Annotated in this window: 19 protein-coding genes; 6 read left to right on the top strand and 13 right to left on the bottom strand. The window is 66.9% G+C overall.

The genetic code is table 11. The features are described 5' to 3' along the window. Both ACVWZ5_RS10060 and rluC read right to left on the bottom strand, forming a co-directional pair. Positions 1 to 681, bottom strand: coding sequence for an HAD family hydrolase (locus ACVWZ5_RS10060; RefSeq protein WP_457340588.1), 681 nt, complete (start codon positions 679 to 681; stop codon positions 1 to 3). A gap of 3 nt (positions 682 to 684) precedes the next feature. Then, on the bottom strand, positions 685 to 1,638 hold the full coding sequence (gene rluC / locus ACVWZ5_RS10055) for a 23S rRNA pseudouridine(955/2504/2580) synthase RluC (protein WP_457340587.1): 954 nt from the start codon (positions 1,636 to 1,638) through the stop codon (positions 685 to 687). 796 nt (positions 1,639 to 2,434) lie between these two features. Here rluC and rne point away from each other — a divergent pair. Next, the gene (rne, locus tag ACVWZ5_RS10050; RefSeq protein ID WP_457340586.1) at positions 2,435 to 5,671 is read left to right on the top strand and encodes a ribonuclease E; all 3,237 of its coding nucleotides are present in this window, start codon (positions 2,435 to 2,437) and stop codon (positions 5,669 to 5,671) included. 114 nt (positions 5,672 to 5,785) lie between these two features. Here rne and murB read toward each other — a convergent pair whose 3' ends face one another. The 8 genes from murB to ACVWZ5_RS10010 all read right to left on the bottom strand — a co-directional run bounded on the left by murB (position 5,786) and on the right by ACVWZ5_RS10010 (position 12,685). Next, entirely contained in the window at positions 5,786 to 6,805 is a 1,020-nt protein-coding gene (murB, locus tag ACVWZ5_RS10045; protein ID WP_062573280.1) for a UDP-N-acetylmuramate dehydrogenase, read from the bottom strand. Further along, positions 6,802 to 7,266: a low molecular weight protein-tyrosine-phosphatase gene (locus ACVWZ5_RS10040; RefSeq protein ID WP_062573279.1), complete on the bottom strand. Its 465-nt coding sequence runs from the start codon at positions 7,264 to 7,266 to the stop codon at positions 6,802 to 6,804. The genes murB and ACVWZ5_RS10040 overlap by 4 nt, the downstream gene beginning before the upstream one ends. Beyond that, positions 7,266 to 8,030: a 3-deoxy-manno-octulosonate cytidylyltransferase gene (gene kdsB, locus ACVWZ5_RS10035; protein WP_096048370.1), complete on the bottom strand. Its 765-nt coding sequence runs from the start codon at positions 8,028 to 8,030 to the stop codon at positions 7,266 to 7,268. The genes ACVWZ5_RS10040 and kdsB overlap by 1 nt, the downstream gene beginning before the upstream one ends. Then, positions 8,027 to 8,212 carry a Trm112 family protein gene (locus ACVWZ5_RS10030; protein ID WP_011532874.1) on the bottom strand — a complete coding sequence of 62 codons (186 nt, stop codon included), beginning with the start codon at positions 8,210 to 8,212 and terminating at the stop codon, positions 8,027 to 8,029. Before ACVWZ5_RS10030 ends, kdsB begins: the two co-directional genes overlap by 4 nt. 34 nt (positions 8,213 to 8,246) lie before the next feature. Beyond that, the gene (lpxK, locus tag ACVWZ5_RS10025; protein WP_062573277.1) at positions 8,247 to 9,251 is read right to left on the bottom strand and encodes a tetraacyldisaccharide 4'-kinase; all 1,005 of its coding nucleotides are present in this window, start codon (positions 9,249 to 9,251) and stop codon (positions 8,247 to 8,249) included. After that, complete coding sequence (locus ACVWZ5_RS10020) at positions 9,251 to 9,685, bottom strand: ExbD/TolR family protein (protein WP_028690977.1); 435 nt, start codon at positions 9,683 to 9,685, stop codon at positions 9,251 to 9,253. The genes lpxK and ACVWZ5_RS10020 overlap by 1 nt, the downstream gene beginning before the upstream one ends. Further along, the gene (locus ACVWZ5_RS10015; RefSeq protein WP_084942595.1) at positions 9,682 to 10,317 is read right to left on the bottom strand and encodes a MotA/TolQ/ExbB proton channel family protein; all 636 of its coding nucleotides are present in this window, start codon (positions 10,315 to 10,317) and stop codon (positions 9,682 to 9,684) included. Before ACVWZ5_RS10015 ends, ACVWZ5_RS10020 begins: the two co-directional genes overlap by 4 nt. A 151-nt stretch (positions 10,318 to 10,468) precedes the next feature. Continuing rightward, on the bottom strand, positions 10,469 to 12,685 hold the full coding sequence (locus tag ACVWZ5_RS10010) for a DNA internalization-related competence protein ComEC/Rec2 (protein ID WP_457340585.1): 2,217 nt from the start codon (positions 12,683 to 12,685) through the stop codon (positions 10,469 to 10,471). A 144-nt stretch (positions 12,686 to 12,829) separates the two neighbouring features. Here ACVWZ5_RS10010 and ACVWZ5_RS10005 point away from each other — a divergent pair, with 144 nt between their 5' ends. Next, positions 12,830 to 13,471 (top strand): DUF2062 domain-containing protein, encoded by a 642-nt coding sequence (locus ACVWZ5_RS10005; RefSeq protein WP_143514950.1) that lies wholly within the window; start codon positions 12,830 to 12,832, stop codon positions 13,469 to 13,471. On the opposite strand, the gene ACVWZ5_RS10000 is transcribed toward ACVWZ5_RS10005, so the two are convergent. From ACVWZ5_RS10000 to ACVWZ5_RS09990, 3 genes are all read right to left on the bottom strand, one after another. Continuing rightward, positions 13,355 to 14,134 carry an ABC transporter permease gene (locus ACVWZ5_RS10000; protein ID WP_062573274.1) on the bottom strand — a complete coding sequence of 260 codons (780 nt, stop codon included), beginning with the start codon at positions 14,132 to 14,134 and terminating at the stop codon, positions 13,355 to 13,357. The genes ACVWZ5_RS10005 and ACVWZ5_RS10000 overlap by 117 nt on opposite strands. Next, positions 14,131 to 15,063 (bottom strand): ABC transporter ATP-binding protein, encoded by a 933-nt coding sequence (locus tag ACVWZ5_RS09995; protein ID WP_062573273.1) that lies wholly within the window; start codon positions 15,061 to 15,063, stop codon positions 14,131 to 14,133. Before ACVWZ5_RS09995 ends, ACVWZ5_RS10000 begins: the two co-directional genes overlap by 4 nt. Positions 15,064 to 15,195: 132 nt before the next feature. Next, positions 15,196 to 15,819 (bottom strand): glutathione S-transferase, encoded by a 624-nt coding sequence (locus ACVWZ5_RS09990; RefSeq protein ID WP_280071084.1) that lies wholly within the window; start codon positions 15,817 to 15,819, stop codon positions 15,196 to 15,198. A 531-nt stretch (positions 15,820 to 16,350) separates the two neighbouring features. On the opposite strand from ACVWZ5_RS09990, the gene ACVWZ5_RS09985 reads away from it, so the two are divergent. From ACVWZ5_RS09985 to ACVWZ5_RS09970, 4 genes are all read left to right on the top strand, one after another. Then, positions 16,351 to 16,590, top strand: coding sequence for a hypothetical protein (locus tag ACVWZ5_RS09985; RefSeq protein ID WP_062573271.1), 240 nt, complete (start codon positions 16,351 to 16,353; stop codon positions 16,588 to 16,590). Continuing rightward, positions 16,587 to 16,826, top strand: coding sequence for a DUF3077 domain-containing protein (locus ACVWZ5_RS09980; protein ID WP_028690971.1), 240 nt, complete (start codon positions 16,587 to 16,589; stop codon positions 16,824 to 16,826). The genes ACVWZ5_RS09985 and ACVWZ5_RS09980 overlap by 4 nt, the downstream gene beginning before the upstream one ends. 207 nt (positions 16,827 to 17,033) lie before the next feature. Continuing rightward, positions 17,034 to 19,481, top strand: a complete 2,448-nt coding sequence (locus ACVWZ5_RS09975; protein ID WP_343579322.1) for an acyl-CoA dehydrogenase — start codon at positions 17,034 to 17,036, stop codon at positions 19,479 to 19,481. Positions 19,482 to 19,650: 169 nt separating this feature from the next. Next, a complete protein-coding gene (locus ACVWZ5_RS09970; RefSeq protein WP_050704684.1) occupies positions 19,651 to 20,061 on the top strand; it encodes a PA2817 family protein in 411 nt (136 codons plus the stop codon). Positions 20,062 to 20,097 lie beyond the last annotated feature (36 nt).

Below are 20,097 nucleotides of genomic sequence, written 5' to 3'. Positions count from 1 at the left end.
TCACCTACCTTGGAAATTGATCTGCGCAGGCTCGGCCAGCCATTCGCGCAACTGGGAAAAATGCTCGATGCACACTTGCGGGCCGAATTCGGCCAAGGCCTGCAGCGACATGGCGCCGTAGCCCACCGCCACCGAATGCATGCCGGCGTTGCTGGCCATCTGCAGGTCGAACGCCGAATCTCCGACCATCAGCGCCCGCCCGGGTTCGACCCGGCAATGGGCGAGAATCTCTTCGAGCATCAGCGGATGCGGCTTGCCACGGGTTTCGTCGGCAGCCCGGGTGATGTCGAAATAGCCTTCCCAGCCATTGGCCTTGAGCACCCGGTCCAGGCCGCGCCGCGCCTTGCCGGTGGCCACTGCCAGACGGTACCCCTCGGCACGGAACGCCTCCAGCGACTCGACCACGCCGTCGAACAACGGCGACGGCTGCTGGTCCAGCGCCATGTACACGTCGGCGTAGTGCTGACGGAACGCCTCGACCTGCGGCGCATCGAGGTGCGGGTACAGGGTGGCGATCGCCTCCCCCAGCGCCAGGCCGATGATGCCCTTGACCGCCTCGTCGCTGCTGGGGGCCTCGCCGGCACGCCCGGCGGCCACGTTCATGGCCTCGACGATGCGCCCGATGGAGTCGGCCAGGGTGCCGTCCCAGTCGAAGATCAGCAGGTCATAACTTTTATTCATGGCTCAGGACGCCAGTCGCTCGATGGTCTTGGCCCACATCTCATCCACCGGCGCCTCGAGCTTGAGCTCGCCACCATCGGGCAGCGGCACGGTCAGCTGGTAGGCATGCAGGAACAGACGCTTGCCGCCCAGCTCGCGGATCTCGCGGGTGAAGTCTTCATCGCCGTACTTGCTGTCGCCGGCGATCATGTGCCCGGCATGCAGGGTATGCACGCGGATCTGGTGGGTACGCCCAGTAATCGGCCGCGCCTCGACAATGGTGGCGAACTCGCCGAAGCGGCGCAGCACGCGGAACATCGTCAGCGCGTCCTTGCCCTCGTCGCTGACCTCGACCATGCGCTCGCCGGAACGCAGGTTGCTCTTCTGCAGCGGCGCATTGACCTGCTTCTTCGAGGTCGGCCAATGGCCGCGCACCAGCGCCATGTAGCGTTTGTCGACGCCATCGCCGCGCAGGGCGGCATGCAGGTGGCGCAGCATGCTGCGCTTCTTGGCGATCATCAGCAGGCCCGAGGTGTCGCGGTCCAGGCGATGCACCAGCTCCAGCTCCTTGGCGTCCGGGCGCAGTTGGCGCAGCGCCTCGATCACGCCAAAGCTCAGGCCGCTGCCGCCGTGCACGGCGATGCCGGCCGGCTTGTTCATCACGATCAGCGCCTTGTCCTCATAGACAATGGCCGCCTCGAGGCGCTGCAGCAGCCCCAGGGCCACCGGCGCCGGCTCGTCGCGCTCGGGCAGGCGCACCGGCGGCACGCGCACCACATCGCCGGCCTGCAGCTTGTACTCGGGCTTGATCCGGCCCTTGTTGACCCGCACCTCACCCTTGCGCAGGATGCGGTAGACCAAGGTCTTGGGCACGCCCTTGAGGGCCGTGATGAGGAAATTGTCGATGCGCTGGCCGGCAAGCTCCGGCGGGACTTCGATCAGCTGAACGCCGGAAGTCGGGGGGGTATTGGTCGTCATGGCGGGATCATAACAATTTTTTATGGAATTGAAGCACTTAATCATTGCTGCTATAGTCGCGAACGCCGCCAAAAGCGGCAGGCCAGCGGCACCAGGCTCTACGCCGGCCCTGACCATCGCAATTCCCGAGGACGCGAGGCCGTCCTACGGAGCGTTCGCCAGTTTAACTAAATGCCTGGAATCGCCACCAGCGCTGTGTAGAGAAGACCGAAAAAAAACGACAAGTGCGGTGTTTCACCTGCTTATCCCGATTCTTTTCGCCGTACCTCTGCCCGCCACCGTCGTTTCCGCGCATTCGGGCGAATGCTTCGGAAATACCTGCCTTGGATATGTTATGGCGCCAGCCCGGAACCGGGCTGGCGAAAAATGCAACCCGTTGCGGATTCAGCGCGCGGCAGCACCGAATTTTCAGGGATACGTGCAGGGTGGAGATGTACAGCCCTCGGACCGTGTGGCACCGAACCCGCCCCAGCGCCCCACTCAACGGGCGATGAGCGGACAAGGTCCTGAACAGACGCCCTGGTGGCGTCCACGGACGACCGGTTGATTCCTCCTCCTGACTGAGTGCACCAGGCCCGCTCGATTGATTCGGATAACCTTCGAAAAGCTCGACAGGTCTTTTGGCACCGCAAAACAGGACGCGTCGTCGCGACAACGGCAGGCTGGGCAACCGGCTGGTGCCGAACGTCGCCAGACACGGGGGTGGCCCGCCACCCTTTGCGCACCTTGGCACCGACCCTGACAAGTCGTGTGTGCCGCACGCCGTTTCCGGCAGCCCGGAAACCGACGGTACAACATGAAAAGAATGCTGATTAACGCAACTCAGCCCGAAGAGTTGCGTGTAGCCCTGGTGGACGGCCAACGTCTCTACGACCTGGACATCGAGTCCGGCGCCCGCGAGCAGAAAAAGGCCAACATCTACAAAGGCAAGATCACCCGGATCGAGCCCAGCCTCGAAGCGGCCTTCGTCGACTTCGGCTCCGAACGTCACGGCTTCCTGCCGCTGAAGGAAATCTCCCGCGAATACTTCAAGAAAGCCCCTGAAGGCCGGGTCAACATCAAGGAAGTCCTGAGCGAAGGCCAGGAAGTCATCGTCCAGGTCGAGAAGGAAGAGCGCGGCAACAAAGGCGCCGCCCTGACCACCTTCATCAGCCTGGCCGGCCGCTACCTGGTGCTGATGCCCAACAACCCGCGCGCCGGTGGCATCTCCCGCCGCATCGAAGGCGAAGAGCGCAACGAACTGCGCGAAGCGCTGAACGGCCTGACTGTTCCGGGCGACATGGGCCTGATCGTGCGCACCGCGGGCCTGGGCCGCAGCAGCGAAGAAATGCAGTGGGACCTCGACTACCTGCTGCAGCTGTGGACCGCCATCAAGGAAGCCTCGCAAGACCGCGCCGCGCCGTTCCTGATCTACCAGGAAAGCAACGTCATCATCCGCGCCATCCGCGACTACCTGCGCCAGGACATCGGCGAAGTGCTGATCGACAGCATCGACGCCCAGGAAGAAGCCCTGACCTTCATTCGCCAGGTAATGCCGCAGTACGCCAGCAAGGTCAAGCTGTACGAAGACAGCGTGCCGCTGTTCAACCGCTTCCAGATCGAAAGCCAGATCGAAACCGCCTTCCAGCGCGTGGTCGACCTGCCGTCCGGCGGCTCGATCGTCATCGACCCGACCGAGGCCCTGGTGTCCATCGACATCAACTCGGCGCGCGCCACCAAAGGCAGCGACATCGAAGAAACCGCCCTGCAGACCAACCTGGAAGCGGCCGAAGAGATCGCTCGCCAGCTGCGCCTGCGCGACATCGGCGGCCTGATCGTCATCGATTTCATCGACATGACCCCGGCCAAGAACCAGCGCGCTGTCGAAGAGCGCGTGCGTGAGTGCCTCGAGGCCGACCGTGCCCGCGTGCAGGTAGGCCGCATCTCGCGCTTCGGCCTGCTGGAAATGTCCCGCCAGCGCCTGCGTCCATCACTGGGCGAAAGCAGCGGCATCGTCTGCCCGCGCTGCTCCGGCACCGGCATCATCCGTGACGTCGAGTCGCTGTCGCTGGCGATCCTGCGCCTGATCGAGGAAGAAGCACTGAAGGACCGCACCGCCGAAGTGCGCGCCCAGGTACCGATCCCGGTGGCCGCCTTCCTGCTCAACGAGAAACGCAACTCGATCACCAAGATCGAACTGCGCACTCGAGCGCGCATCATCATCCTGCCGAACGATCACCTGGAAACCCCGCACTTCGAAGTCCAGCGCCTGCGCGATGACAACCCGGACGTGCTGAACAACCAGTCCAGCTACGAGATCGCCTCGGCCGAGACCGAAGAAGCGCCGCAGCCGACCGCCACCCGCACCCTGGTGCGCCAGGAAGCCGCGGTCAAGACCGCGCCGGCCCGCGCCAACGCCCCGGTACCGGCCACCGCTGAAGAGCAGCCTGCCCCTGCCGCGCCGGTCGCCGCCCCTGCCGCCGAGCCGAGCCTGTTCAAGGGCCTGGTCAAGTCGCTGGTCAGCCTGTTTGCCGGCAAGGAAGAACCCGCCGCCGCACCGGCCGCCGCCACCGAGAAGCCAGCCACCGAGCGCTCGCCACGCAATGAAGAGCGTCGCAACGGTCGCCAGCAGAGCCGCAACCGCAACGGCCGTCGCGAAGAAGACCGCAAGCCACGCGAAGAGCGCGCCCCGCGTGAAGAGCGTCAGCCTCGCGAGGAGCGTGCCCCGCGTGAAGAACGTGCGCCACGTGAAGAGCGTCAACCGCGCCAGCCGCGTGAAGACCGCCGCGGCAACCGCGAAGAGCGCGTGCGCGAACTGCGCGAGCCGCTGGACGCCGCAACGACTGCCCGCGAAGAACGCGCCCCGCGTGAAGAGCGTGCGCCACGCGAAGAACGCGTAGCCCGTGAAGAGCGCGCACCGCGCGAAGAACGTGCTCCACGCGAAGAGCGCGCACCACGTGAAGAACGCGCCCCTCGCGAAGAGCGCGCACCACGTGAAGAACGCGCCGCTCGTGAAGAGCGCGCACCGCGTGAAGAACGCGCCCCTCGTGAAGAGCGTGCACCGCGTGAAGAACGCGCCCCTCGCGAAGAGCGTGCACCGCGTGAGGAACGCGCCCCACGCGACGAGCGCCAGCTGCGCCCTGAGGTGCAGGCCGCCGAACAGGCCGTGGAGCTCGCCGAGGAGCAACTGCCGAACGAAGAGCTGCTGCAGGACGAGCAGGAAGGCGCCGATGGCGAGCGCCCACGCCGCCGCTCCCGTGGCCAGCGTCGTCGCAGCAACCGTCGTGAGCGCCAGCGCAACGCCAATGGCGAGCTGATCGACGGCGGCGACGAAGACGCCGGCGAAGAGCGGCCACAACAGCACCAGGCCACCGAGCTGGGTGCCGAACTGGCCGCCGGCACTGCCGTGATCGCTGCCGTTGCCACCAGCAACATCAGCGCCGACGCCGAGGCCCAAGCCAACCAGCAGGCCGAACGCGCCAGCGCCGCTGTCGCCGAGACCCAGGTGCAAATCACCGAAGTCGTGGCCGAGCAGGTCGCCATCGCCCCGGTGGTCGAGCAGCCTGTCAGCGAGCCTGTGGTCGCTGCCGAGCCGAGCATCGAGCCTGTCGTCGAAGTGGCGCCACAGCCTGTGGCCGAAGAAGCCGCCGCCGAGCAGCCGGCCGCCGTTGTCGAGGCAGCTGTCGAACCTGCCGCGGTCGCGCAAGCCCCTGTAGTGGAAGCGGGCGAGATCGAGAAGGCACCGGTTGCCGAAGCGGTCGAAGCGCAGGCGCCAGTCGCCGAGCAGCCTGCTCCGGTGGTCGAAGCCGTCGAAGCCCAGCCTGAAGCGGTCGAAGCCCCGGTGGCCGAGCCTGCGCCAGCCGTGGTTGCCGAAGAAGCGCCGGTCGAGCCGTCCACCATCATGCTGCCGAACGGCCGTGCGCCGAACGACCCGCGTGAAGTGCGTCGCCGCAAGCGTGAAGCCGAAGCCGCCGCCGCTGCTCTGGCCGCCGCCCAGGCTACCCCGGCCGAAGCCCTGGAAACCGCTGACGAGCACAAGCCTCATCACGGTTGATAGCCTCGGCTGAATGAAAAAGCCCCGCCAGTGCGAACTGGCGGGGCTTTTTCTTTGCCGGTGTGGATGGCACCGGCTCTGCCGGTGATCGCGGGGCAAGCCCAGCCCACCCCATCAGTACAGGTTCGGCTCCATCTCCAGCTCCACCCCGAAGCGCTCGAGGATATCCGCCTGGATCCGCCGCGCCAGCGCATGCAACTGCGCCCCGCTCGCCTGGCCGTAGTTCACCAGCACCAGCGACTGCAAGCGGTGCACCCCGGCATCGCCATCGCGATAGCCTTTCCACCCCGCCTGCTCGATCAGCCAGCCGGCCGCCAGCTTCACCTGGCCATCGGCCTGGGGATAGGCCACCACGCCAGGGTGCCCAGCACGGATACGCTCGGCCAACTCAGCGGACACCACCGGGTTCTTGAAAAAGCTCCCGGCGTTGCCCAGCTCAGCCGGATCCGGCAGCTTCTCCCGACGGATACTGCAGATCGCGTCGCTGATCGCCTGCGCGGTCGGCTGCTCGACGCCCTGCTCCGCCAGGCGCTGACGCACCGGGCCGTAGTCCAGGTGTGCCTGCAACGTGCGATTCAAGGCAAAGCGCACGCGCACAATCAGCCAGCGCCCGGGGTTGCGCTTGAACAGACTGTCGCGATAACCGAACGCGCATTCTTCCAGCGAGAAATCCCGCAGCTCGCCGGTCTCGCGGTCCAGCGCGGTCAAGCCGGCGAACACATCCTTGATCTCCACGCCATAGGCACCGACGTTCTGCATCGGCGCGGCGCCCACGGTGCCGGGGATCAAGCTGAGGTTTTCCAGCCCGCACAAGCCCTGCCCAAGGCTCCACTGCACGAACGGGTGCCAGGGCTCGCCGGCCTCGGCCTCCACCACCACCCGCTCACCATCATCGCTGAGCAGGCGTCGGCCACGGCTGGCCATGTGCAGCACCAGGGCCTCGACATCGCGGGACAGCAGCAGGTTGCTGCCGCCGCCGATCACCAGCACCGGTACCTGCCGCTCGGCGGCCTGGGCCAGGGCCTGGCGGGCCTCGTCGTCATCATGGGCCTGGGTGAAGTAGCGGGCACTGACATCGATGCCGAAGGTGTTGTAGGGCTTGAGCGACACGCGCTCCTGCCAGTGCGCCGTCATAACCGCCCCTTGATTTCCACGACCAGCTCGCGGCAGGCCGCCTCGATCAGGTCCAGGACCTGCTCGAAGCCTTCGGCACCGCCGTAGTAAGGGTCCGGCACTTCATCCAGGGCCGCGCCATAGCGGCGCAGGAACAGGTCGAGCTCGCCCTTGGCGTTGTGCGGGCGCAGGGCCTGCAGGTTACCCAGGTTGCTCTTGTCCATGGCCAGGACCAGGTCGTACTCGGCAAAATGCGCCGCCTTGACCTGCTGGGCGCGCTGGCGCGACAGGTCGTAGCCACGGGCCAGGGCGGCCTTGCAGGTGCGACTGTCGGGCGCCTTGCCGACATGCCAGTCGCCGGTGCCGGCGGAGGCCACCTGCACCAGATCACCCAGGCCTGCGGCCTCGAGCTGGTGGCGCAGCACGCCTTCGGCAGTCGGCGAGCGGCAGATATTGCCGAGGCAGACGAACAAAACGCGCATCAGGCCTCCAGCAAGCGCCGTACGCGCTCCAGGTCTTCAGGGGTGTCCACGCCCACGGCCGGCGCCTCGATGGCGTCGGCGACATGGATGCGCACGCCGTGCCACAGGGCGCGCAGCTGCTCCAGCGATTCGGCCTGCTCCAGCCAGCACGGGCCCCAGGCGACGAAGTCCTGGAGGAAGCCCACCCGGTAGGCGTACATGCCGATATGACGGCGATAAGGCACGCCTTCCGGCAACTGGTCGCGGTTGTGGGCGAAGGCATCGCGGGCCCAGGGCAGCGGCGCGCGGCTAAAGGTCAGGGCCAGGCCGTGCTTGTCGCTGACCACCTTGACCGCATTGGGGTTGAAGATGGTTTCCGGGGCGTGGATCGGCTCGGCCAGGGTGGCGATGCCAGCCTCCGGGTGCGCGGCGAGGTTGGCCGCCACCTGGTCGATGATCACCGGCGGAATCAGCGGCTCGTCGCCCTGCACGTTGACCACGATGGCATCGGCGGCCAGGCCCAGCTGGGCGGCCACCTCGGCCAGGCGATCGGTGCCCGACTCATGGTCGGCACGGGTCAGCAGCACCTCGGCGCCGAACGCCTGGCAGGCCTCGACGATGCTGGCATCGTCGGTGGCGATGACCACGCGGCTGGCGCCGCTCTTGCGCGCCTGCTCCCACACATGCTGGACCATCGGCTTGCCGGCGATCGGCAGCAATGGCTTGCCCGGCAGGCGCGTGGAACGCAGCCGGGCGGGAATCACCACGGTGAAGTCCAGGCTCATTTGTCCAGGCGCTCTTCGTCGGTCAGGGTGCGCGCCTCGCTTTCCAGCATCACCGGGATGCCGTCGCGGATCGGATAGGCCAGGCCCGCGCCCTTGCTGATCAGCTCGGTCTTGTCGGCGCTGAGCTTGAGCGGGCCCTTGGTGATCGGGCAGGCCAGGATATCGAGCAGTTTGGTGTCCATGGAGGTGTCCTTGCGACGGAAAATGAAAAAAGGCTCAGGGGCGGCCGGGCAGCAGGCGGTCGAGCTGGGCGTCGAACCAGGCGCTGAAGGCGGGCGTCGGCACGGCGTCGACCGCCAGGTACCACCAGTCGTCGGCGGCGAAGGGCCGGCATTTCACCGCATCCTTCTCGGTCATCACCAGCGGCAGCGGCGGGCTGAACGACAGCACTTCACGGCTGTAGGGCGCATGGTCGGCGAAAGGGTGCGGCACCGGCTGCCAGTGTAGCCCCAGCAGGGTGTTGAAGAAACGTTGCGGATTGCCGATGCCGGCCACGGCGTGCAGCGCCTGGCCAGGCGGGAACAGGTCGAGCTCGCGGCGCTCGCCGCTGCGCAGGTTGATCAGCGCCGAGGGTTGCAGGCGGAAGGCGAAGCCGTCGGCGCGGTCGGTCTCGGCGCCGTTGAACAGCACCGCGTCGGCCTCGCCCAAGCGCTCGGCCGGCTCGCGCAACGGGCCGGCCGGCAGGCAGCGGCGGTTGCCCAGGCCCCGGGCGGCGTCGATCAACACCAGCTCCAGGTCGCGAGCAAGGCGGTAATGCTGCATGCCGTCGTCGCACAGGATCAGGTCCGGCGCATCGCTGGCCAGCAAGGCCTGCACGGCACGGGAACGGTCGGGGTCGATCACCAGCGGCACGCCGGTGCGCTGGACGATCAGCAAGGGCTCGTCGCCGGCCTGTTGCGCAGGCTGGTCAGCCTGGACGCGCCAGGGATAGTGCGGCGGCTTGGCGCCATAGCCACGGCTGACCACGCCGACCTTGAGCCCCTGCCGGCGGCAGTGCTCGATCAGCCAGAGGATCATCGGTGTCTTGCCGGTACCGCCCACGGTGATATTGCCCACCACGATCACCGGTACCGGGGCACGGTAGCTGGGGCTTTCGCCACTGAGGAAGCGCGCGCGCTTGCGCATCACCACGCGCCGGTACAGGGCCTCCAGCGGCCGCAGCAGGGCCAGCGCCGGGTGCCCGGCGTACCAGGCGGCGAGCAGACGGTCGGCGAAGGCCATCAGGGCTTGCCCTGCGCGGCCTCGACGGTGGTCATGCGCAACTTGCTGAAGCCGAGCTTGCCGGCCGCGTCCATTGCGGTGATCACAGCCTGGTGCGGGGTCTTGCCGTCGGCGCTGATGGCCAGCGGCAGGGTGATGTCACCGCCGGATTCCTTCTCGATCGCCTCGGTCAGGGTGTCCAGGTCGCTCTTGGGCAGCAGGTGGTTGTTCACCGAGTACACGCCGTCGGCGCTGATGGTGATCTCCACCAGCTTGCCCTGGTCGGCCGGCGGCTGCTCGGCGCTGCTGGCCTCGGGCAACTCGACACGCAGCTGGGTCTCGCGGGTGAAGGTGGTGGTGACCACGAAGAACAGCAGCAGCACGAACACCACGTCGATCAACGACGCCAGGTTGATGTCGACGTTCTCGCGCTGGCGATTGCGCCGGAACTTCACGCCTTGCCTCCGGCCACTTCCACTTCGCGGTCGCCCTGCAGCACTTCCACCAGCTTGATCGCCTCCTGCTCCATGCCCACCACCAACTCATCGATGCGGCGCAGCAGGAAGCGGTGGAAGAACACCGCCGGGATACCGACCATCAGGCCGGCCGCGGTGGTGACCAGGGCCTTGGAGATACCCCCGGCCAGGACGGCGGCGTTGGCGGTCATCTGCGAGCCCATGAAGGCGCTGAAGATGTCGATCATGCCCAGCACGGTGCCCAGCAGGCCCAGCAGCGGGGCCATGGCGGCGATGGTGCCGAGGGTGCTGATGTAGCGTTCCAGCTCGTGGATGACCCGCGAGGCGGCCTCCTCGATGCACTCCTTCATGATCTCGCGGCCGTGGCGCGAGTTGGCCAGGCCCGCGGCGAGGATCTCGCCCAGCGGCGAGTCGGCGCGCAGGGCCTTGAGCTTGTCACTGGTGAGTTGCTTGTCCTTGATCCACATCCACACCTGGCCCAGCAGGTGCGGCGGGGTGACACGGCTGGCGCGCAGGGTCCACAGGCGCTCGATGACGATCGCCATGGCGGCGATCGAGCTCAGGATGATCGGCAGCATCATCCAGCCACCGGACTTGACCAATTCCCACACAGTTAGCATCCCCTCGGAAAAAGGCCGCCACTCTACCATAGGACCGCCTGGGGCTCATCTGCCGGAGGTCAGGGAAACGTTCGGTCCGCGTAATCGCATTAGGGTGGGAGCGGCGGTGCGCCGATGCGACTTGCCCCGCGATGGCGTCGGTTCAGCCCTCGTCAACCTCACGCCAGAACCGCCGCTCCCTGCGCACACCTTCCACCCCACCCCGACTCCCCAGCACCAACCGCAACGCCCCCTCCACCGCCGTGTCATGCACCACCACCCCGTGCCGGCGATAGCGCTCGATCACCTGCCCATGGGGATGCCCGAAACCATTGTGCCGCCCCCGGGAAATCAGCACCGCGCGCGGTGCCGTGGCCTGGACGAACGGCTCGCTGGACGACGTGCGGCTGCCATGGTGCGGCGCCTGCAACCAGTCCACCCGAGGATCGTCGGTCGCAGCCAGCCACGCACGCTCCGCGCCGGCCTCCATGTCCCCGGCCAGCAGCAAGCGCTCGCCATTGGCCTGCACCCGCAACACACAGGAACGCTCGTTGCTGGAAGCCCCCTGCGGCCAGTGCCAGAGCTCGAAATCGACGCCATCCCACTGCCAGCGCTCGCCACTGCGGCACAGCGAGGCCGCTTCCAGCCCGGCAACCTCGCCGGCCAGCACCCGCGCCACCGGCACCCCACGCCGCACCGCCGCCGCCCCACCGGCATGGTCGGCATGGCCATGGCTGATCAGCATCACATCCAGCGCGTTCACCCCAAGCTTGCGCAAGGTCGGCAGCACTACCGTCTCGCCCAGGTCCCTGCCACCCTGGGCCGGACCTGCGTCATACAGCAAGGCGTGATTGCGGGTGCGCAGCAGCACCGCCAGGCCCTGCCCCACATCCAGCTGCCAGACCTCCACTTGCCCCGCAGGCACCTGCTCGCGTGGTGCCCACAGCGCCAGCAGCATGACCGCGCCCGGCGCCCGCAACGGCACGCCCCGGGGCAGCAACACCAGCACGGCACCCAGGCACACCAGCAGCCAGGCCCACAAGGGCAGTGACTCAGGTATCCAGGCCGGCTGCAGCCCTGCCAATCGCGTCAACACGGCAAACAGCCCATCCAACGACAGCCCCGCCAGCCACAGCATCACCTCCCCCAGCCCAGGCACCGGCAGCAGGGCCGTACCCAGCAACGCCAACGGCAGCACGCCCCAGCTGAGCCACGGCACCGCCAGCAGATTGGCCAGCGGCGCGCTGAGACTGACGGGCAGCCCCAAGGCCAGCAGCACCGGCAGCAACCCCACGGCGATCACCCACTGGGCGCGGGTCCAGGCCTGCCAGGGCCGCCAGGCACCCAGCCGGGCGGCAAAACACAGCACCAGCACCGCCACGGCAGCGAACGACAGCCAGAAACCCGGCAACAGGCTGGCCAGCGGCTCGACCAGCAGCACGCCCGACAGCGCCATCAGCAACGGCACCCAGGCGCCCAGATGGCGAAAGCGCAAGCGCCAGAGCAGCACCACCGCCAGCATCAGGCACGCCCGCTGCACCGGCACGCCGAACCCCGCCAGCCAGCCGTAGGCCAATGCCGCCGCCATCGCCAGGCCACAGGCCCAGGGCACCCACGGCAACCACCGGGGCCAGGCCCCCAGGCGCGCCAGCCCCGCCACCAGCCCGTAGACCAATCCGGCCAGCAAGCCGATGTGCTGCCCGGAAATCACCAGCAGGTGTACCGTGCCGGTGGCCTGCAGCACCTGCCAGTCCTCCCGCGCCAGGCCTGCGCCATCCCCGAGCACCAGGGCGGCCAACGCCGCCTCCCGGCCATGGGCATCGGTGGCCAGCAGGCGCTGGCGCAGGCCGTCGCGCCAACTGCTGGCCTCCTCGCCCTGGCGCGTACCGGCCTTGACCGTGCCGGTGGCACCGACCCGCCGCGCCAACAGCGTGGCCTCCTGATCCGGGCCATGGGGGTTGAGCAGGCCCTGCGGCCAACGCAGGTTGACCGCCAGCCGCCAGTGCTCCCCCGCTCGCAGCGGCGGCCCCTCGAACCAGCTCAATTGCACCCGCTGCGGCAACCGCGCCCGGCGTGACTGCGGCTGCTCCAGCTCGAAACGCACGCCGCGCTCGGTACGGGTCGGCAGGCCGACCACCCGTCCCTCCAGCCACAGCGTGCGGCCATCCAGCGTGGCAGGCAGGCGGTCGTCCAGGGCCTGCTGCGCCGACCAGCAGGCCCAGCACACACCCAGCGCCAACCAACCCAACGGCCAGGCCCGGGTACGCAGGCTGGCAACGGCCAGCAAGAGCAATGGAATCAGCCATCCGACCGGTGGCAGGGTAGGTAGAAAACGCAGGCTCAGCAGCCCGAGCACCAGCGCCAGCATCCCTGTGCGCATGAGATAGAGCTCCAGAAGCGAAAACGGCCCCTGAGGCTTAGCCGATTGGCGGGAGAAACCTGCTAAACAATTGTCACAAACTCTGAACGAGGCTGCGCTTCAATCAAGGCATACTGACGCCCTTCAACCCTGCCGGGAGCCCACATGCCGCGCCGTCTGTTCAAACGCTACATGCCGGACCCGACCAGCATCCGCGAACACAAGTCCTTACGCTTTTTCGGCAAGCTGCTGCACGACCCCAACCTGTGGCACCTGAATCGCCATTCGGTGGCGCGGGCCATGGGCGTCGGCCTGTTCGCGGCGCTGATCCCGATCCCCATGCAGATGCTGCTGGCCGCCGCGCTGGCGATCCCGGTGCGCGGCAACCTGCCGATCGCGGTGAGCCTGGTGTGGCTGACCAACCCGCTGACCATGCCGCCGGTGTTCTTCGTCACCTACATGACCGGCGCCTGGCTGCTGCAGGTGCCGCCGCGCACGCTGCCCGACGAGATCACCGTCGACTGGGTCACCGACCAGCTGGCGACAATCTGGCAACCGTTCCTGCTGGGCTCGGTGGTATGCGGGGTGGTGCTCGGCGTGCTCGCCTACTTCACCACCATGGGCTACTGGCGCTGGTGGGTGGGCCGGCAGTGGCGCCGGCGCCAGTGCCGTTGTGCCCTCACCCGCAGCTCAGGCACGCATGCCGCGGCCGCTGACCAGCAGGCGCACGCACAGCAGGTAGAGCAGCGCGGTGGCCACCAGCATGAAGCTGATCGCCGTGCCGATGCTGATGTCCGACACCCCTAGGATGCCGTAGCGGAACGAGTTGACCATGTGCAGCACGGGGTTGGCCAGCGACACGGTCTGCCAGAACGGCGGCAGCAGGTTGATCGAGTAGAACACCCCGCCCAGGTAGGTCAGCGGCGTCAGCACGAAGGTCGGGATGATCGAGATGTCGTCGAAGTTGCGCGCGAACACCGCGTTGACGAAGCCCAGCAGCGAGAAGATGGTCGCGGTCAGCAGCACCACGACGAGGGTCACGCCCAGGTGATGCACCTGCAGGTGGGTGAAGAACAGCGACAGGATGGTCACGATCACCCCCACCGCCAGCCCGCGCAGCACGCCGCCCAGCACATAGCCGACGAGGATGGTGTGCGGCGACACCGGCGATACCATCAGTTCCTCGATGGAGCGCTGGAACTTGCTGCCGAAGAAGCTCGACACCACGTTGCCGTAGGAGTTGGTGATCACCGACATCATGATCAGCCCCGGCACGATGTACTCCATGTAGGTGAAGCCGCCCATGTCGCCGATCTGCCGGCCGATCAGGTTACCGAAGATCACGAAGTACAACACCATGGTGATCGCCGGCGGCAGCAGGGTCTGCGGCCAGATACGCAGGAAGCGCCGCACTTCGCGGTAGACGATGGTGTTCAGGGCGACCCAGTTGGTGCGCAGTTCCACACTCATACGGCCACCTTCGACAGGTTCTTTTCCACCAGGGACACGAACAGCTCCTCGAGTCGGTTGGTCTTGTTGCGCAGGCTCTGCACCTCGATGTGCTTCAGCGCCAGCTGGCCGAACAGCGCGGTGATGCCGATGTCCTTGTCCACCTGCACCTCCAGGGTGTGCGGGGTGATCAGGCGGCACGGGTAACCCTGCAGCTCAGGCGCGGCGGGCAGGTCGTGCTTGAGGTCGAGGACGAAGGTCTCGACGTGCAGCTTGCCCAGCAACTGGCGCATGCTGGTGTTCTCGACGATGGTGCCGTGGTCGATGATGCCGATGTTGCGGCACAGCTGCTCGGCCTCCTCGAGGTAGTGGGTGGTGAGGATGATGGTGATGCCCTTCTGGTTGAGCTCGGTGAGGAAGCTCCACATCGAACGGCGCAGTTCGATGTCCACCCCGGCGGTCGGCTCGTCGAGGATCAACAGGCGCGGCTCGTGGATCAGCGCCCGGGCGATCATCAGCCGGCGCTTCATGCCGCCGGACAGCGAACGCGACGGCACGTCGCGCTTGTCCCACAGCCCGAGCTGCGTCAGGTACTGCTCGGCGCGCTCCTTGGCCACCTTGGGCGGGATGCCGTAGTAGCCGGCCTGGGTGACGACGATGTCGAAGGTCTTCTCGAACTGGTTGAAGTTGAACTCCTGGGGCACCACGCCCAGGCAGCGCTTGAGCGCCGCAGGCTCGCGGTCCAGGTCGTGGCCGAACACGTTGACCGTGCCGCTGGTCTTGTTCACCAGGGTCGAGAGAATGCCGATGGTGGTGGACTTGCCGGCGCCGTTGGGGCCGAGCAAGGCGAAGAAGTCGCCTTCGGAAACGTCCAGGTCGATGCCCTTGAGGGCCTGGAAACCGTTGCCGTAGGTCTTGGTCAGCTGTCGGATGGACAGGGCGGAACTCATAGCGGGTCGGGTACCGAGAAAAGGGTGCGGGACACGCCAGGTGAAGTCACTGGCGCAGTGAGTGCGGCCATGGTGCAAGGGCTGGCCGCACAAGTACAGTCACATGTATCGATAGTGACTATCGAAGTGGCGTCACGTCAGGGCGCTCATCACCCCCGCCTGGTAGGCCGGGCGTTGCTTGAGGCGCTCGTACCAGGCTTGGAGGTGGTGCATGGCCGGGCGTTCAATCGGCATTTCGAACCAGGCGTAGATGAAGCTGCCCAGGGGAATGTCGCCCATGCCGATCTGCTCGCCGGAGAGGTACGGCTGCCTGGCCAGGGTCTCGTCGGCGATGGCCAGCAACTGGGCGCATTGCTTGTGCGCGGCGTTGATCGCCACCCAGTCGCGCTGGTCCTCGGGGGTGCGCAGCAGGCCCCAGAACAGCGGGCGGAACGGGCCGGCGAAGGACGAGGTGGTCCAGTCCATCCACTTGTCGGCCAGGGCGCGCCGGCGCGGGTCGTCGAGGTACCAGCCTTGTTCTTCGCCGTACTCGGCGCACAGGTAGCGCACGATGGTGTTGGACTCCCACAGCACCAGGTCGCCGTCTTCGAGCATGGGCACCAGGCCGTTGGGGTTCAGGGCACGGTAGTGCGGCTCGTTGACCACGCCGAAGGCGCCGCCGGCATCGATGGACTCGAAGTCCAGGCCCAGCTCGTGGGCGATCCACAACGCCTTGCGCACATTGCTCGAATTCTTGCGGCCCCAGATCTTCAGCATGGCAACGTCCTTAATGAATGCGGGAGGGGGGTCAGTCTACTCCAAGCGGTGGGCGGTGCCAGTGAAACCGGGGGGCTGCTTTGCGGCCCTTTCGCGACACAAGGCCGCTCCCACAGGGACGTGCCATGGCAGAACCAGTACATATCCTGTGGGAGCGGCCTTGTGTCGCGAAAGGGCTGCGCAGCAGCCCCGGCGATCTCAAAGACTGTCAGACATTTCCGAACCTGAAACCAAATGCTTCAGCCAGCAAAGCTTGGGAACTATCCTACGCACTTGCCGGAAGCCGCCGCGTTGTCGGGGAAATACCCCGGGGATAACTTCATCGGGTCGCCCAATTGGGTGACCGGGTGTGAGAAACCCGATTTCCACAACGGTAACGCGCCTCCGTCATGGTGGCCGTGTACGGGCAGACTTCGGTCTGGCCGGGTTTACCTTGTGGCCCGGATTTCTCACCCCGTACATGGCTGCCACCTTGATCTCGTGAGAAAGGATGCGGGTGGTGGTTACTCGTAACCACAAGGAAGCTCGACCATGAAAAAAATCGTCCCAGACCCACCCCGTCTCTGCCACTTCATCACCATCCGCCCCACCCTCCCCCGCGACGACGCCATGGCCGCCGCCGTCGAAGTGGCCACCGCCATCTCCGACGTCCTCGACATCTACTTCAAGACCGAGCCCGGCGAAGTCCAGGACCGCCTGTTCATCGCCAGCGACTACCTCGGCCAGCTCGCCTGCGCCCTGCTCGAGCACAAACCGCAGGTGCAGCCATGAGCCGCGGGCATACCGCGGGCCGCACCACCTGCCTGGACCTGTTCAAGGTCGAGCCGGGTGTTACCTTCGAAGACGCCTTCAGCGAGTTGTCGGTGCTGCTCGGCTGCATCCGCCACCTGACCTGCGAGGCGGAGATGGAAGGCGACCTGCTGGCCGGCAGCTCGGCGCGGATCCTCAGCGCCATGGCCAAGGCGCTGATCGATGACATGGAGGTGGGGTTGAACCGCTCCAGATGATCTGATGACCGCATCGCGGGGCAAGCCCGCTCCCACGCCCACATTGCATATCTGGCGTGGAAGCGGGCTTGCCCCGCGATGACTGCATGACATTCCCTACCGAACTCCCAGCGCCCCACCCTGTCATCTCCTAGGCAGGCCATCCACCCCAACACGTCTAAGCTCTGTGGATCGGCCCCCCGCCCCCGCTTCCAAGGAGGAAGAATCATGCTGCTGTTGTGGTTGCTGGTCCTGGTGCTAGGCGCCGCGTATCTGCTGCACCGGCGCCTGGCGCCCCTGCAGATCCTCGCGGCCATCGCCGCGTACACCCTGCTGATGGGCATCTTCAGCACCGCGCCAGGCTGGCTGCTGGCGCTGATCTGGGTAGTGATCGCCGCCAAGGCGGCCTTCTTCGCCCTGCCGGAGCTGCGCCGTAAACTATTCACCGCGCCAATGTTCAACTGGTTCCAGCGTACCCTGCCGCCAATGTCGCAGACCGAGCGCGAAGCCATCGACGCCGGCACCGTGTGGTGGGACGGCCACCTGTTCAGCGGCCGCCCCGACTGGAACACCCTGCTCGACTACGACGCGCCCAGGCTCACCGAGGAGGAACAGGCCTTCATCGACGGCCCCACCGAGCAGCTGTGCGCCATGGTCAGCGACTGGCAGATCGGCCAGGACCTCGACCTGCCGCCGCAAGCCTGGGACTTCATCAAGCAGCACGGCTTCTTCGCCCTGATCATCCCCAAGGAATATGGCGGCAAGGGCTTCTCGGCCTACGCCCACTCCCAGGTGGCGATGAAACTGGCCACCCGCAGCGGCGACCTGGCCTCCACGGTGATGGTGCCCAACTCGCTGGGCCCGGCCGAACTGCTGCTGCACTACGGCACTGACGAGCAACGCAGCCACTACCTGCCGCGCCTGGCCCGTGGCGACGACATCCCCTGCTTCGCCCTCACCGGCCCCCTGGCCGGCTCCGACGCCGGGGCCATGCCCGACACCGGCGTCATCTGCAAAGGCCAGTGGCAGGGTGAAGACGTCATCGGCCTGCGCCTGAACTGGGAGAAGCGCTACATCACCCTCGGCCCGGTCGCCACCCTGCTGGGCCTGGCCTTCAAGGCCTACGACCCCGACCACCTGCTGGGCGAGCAGACCGAGCTGGGCATCAGCCTGGCGCTGATCCCCACCGACCTCCCCGGCGTGGAGATCGGCCGACGCCACCTGCCACTGGGGGCCGCGTTCATGAACGGCCCCAACAGCGGCAAGGACGTATTCGTGCCGCTCGATTGCCTGATAGGCGGCCAGGCCATGCTCGGCAAGGGCTGGATGATGCTGATGAACTGCCTGTCGGTGGGCCGCTCGATCTCCCTGCCGGCGGTCGGCACGGGCGCGGCCAAGTACACAAGCCTCGTCACCGGCCAGTACGCCCGGGTGCGCGAACAGTTCAACGTGCCGCTGGCCGCCTTCGAAGGCATCCAGGAATCCCTGGCGCGCATCGGCGGCAACGCCTGGCTGATGGACAGCGCCCGCCTGCTCACCGCCAAGGCCGTGGACCTCGGCGAAAAGCCCTCGGTGCTGTCGGCGATCCTCAAGTACCACCTCACCGAGCGCGGCCGCGAATGCATCCAGCACGCCATGGACGTGCACGGCGGCAAGGGCATCATCATGGGCCCGAACAACTACCTGGGCCGCAACTGGCAAGGCGCGCCGATCTTCATCACCGTCGAGGGGGCGAACATCCTGTCGCGCAACCTGATGATCTTCGGCCAGGGCGCGATCCGCTGCCACCCGTTCGTGCTCAGGGAAATGGCCCTGGCCGGGCGCGAGGACCACGACCAGGCGCTGAACGAGTTCGACGACCTGTTGCTGCAGCACATCCTGTTCGCCGCCGGCAACGCCGCCAGCACGCTGGTGCTGGGTTTGGGCCTGGGGCATTTCGAGAAGGTCCCGGGCGATGCCCTGAGCCAGGGCTACTTCCGCGCCCTCAACCGCCAGGCGGCGGCGTTCGCCCTGTTGGCCGACCTGTCGATGATGCTGCTGGGCGGCGCGCTCAAGCGCCGCGAACGCCTGAGCGCCCGGCTGGGCGATGTGCTCAGCTACCTGTACCTGTCCAGTGCCGCGCTCAAGCGCTATCACGACCTCGGCTCGCCCGAGCACCTGCGCCCGCTACTGCGCTGGGCGCTGGAGGAAAGCCTGGGGCAGGCCGAGAAAGCGCTGGACGCGTTGCTCGACAACTTCCCCAACCGCTTCCTGGGCTGCGCCCTGCGGGTGCTGGTGTTCCCGTTCGGCCGCCGGCATACCGGGCCCAGCGATGAGCTGGATGCCGAGGTAGCGGCGCTGATCGGCCGACGCAAAGGCGACCCGGCGCTGGAAGAGCTGCTGGCGGGCTGCTTCAGGCCTCAGGCCGACGGCGACCCGGTGGCCGCGCTGCAGACGGCCTGCGATCTGCTGGACGATGCCGCCCCGCTGCACAAGGCACTGCATCAGGCGGTCAAGGAAGGCAAGGTGCAGGTGGCACCGGGGCAGTCGGTAATCGACGCTGCCGTCGAAGCCGGCGTCTTGCAGGCCGAGGAAGGCCAGCGCCTGCATCAGGCCGAGCAAGCGCGGCGGGTGGTGATCGACGTGGATGCGTTCGACAAGGATGTGCTGCTGCCCGAGGCAGGCAAAGTGCGCTGAGCATTGGTCGACCGCATCGCGGGGCAAACCCGCTCCCACGCCAAATATGCGAATGGCGTGGGAGCGGGCTTGCCCCGCGATGAGGCCAGCACAGGCAGCTACGCTGCCAGCCTATGCAAAACCGGCGTATACTCCGCCCCCCGTTTCAACCACCCCGAGGACCGCCGCCATGGCCAACCCCCACCTGGAATACCACCTGCAACTGCTCCACCATCTGCGCACCATCCTGGCCGCGCTGGGTGAAGCCGAACAGGTCCCGGAGGAAAGCCACGCCCTGTTCCTCGAGCGCTTCGACGAACTGCTCACACTGCTGCCCCAGGACCCACTGGAAAGCCAGTACCTGGGCCAGGACCTGATCTGCCAGGTGATCCAGCGTTATCCGCAGATCGCCCATCTGGTGCCGCGTGACCTGCTGTGGTTCTTTGGCGGGGATTGCTTGCATTTCATGCCGGATGACGAGCTGGAGCTTTACCAGACGCTGGAAGAGCGACGCTACGAGGCAGAGCAGAACGGCGAAGCGTTTGATTGGCACCAAGAAAAGCAACTACTAGCCAAGCCTGCTCAGGGTGATATTCACTGATGTAGATGCATCCCGGCCCCATTTGGGCCGGGAACC

The organism is Pseudomonas sp. TE6283, from assembly GCF_054060555.1.
This window is presented reverse-complemented; position numbering and strand designations above follow the sequence as displayed.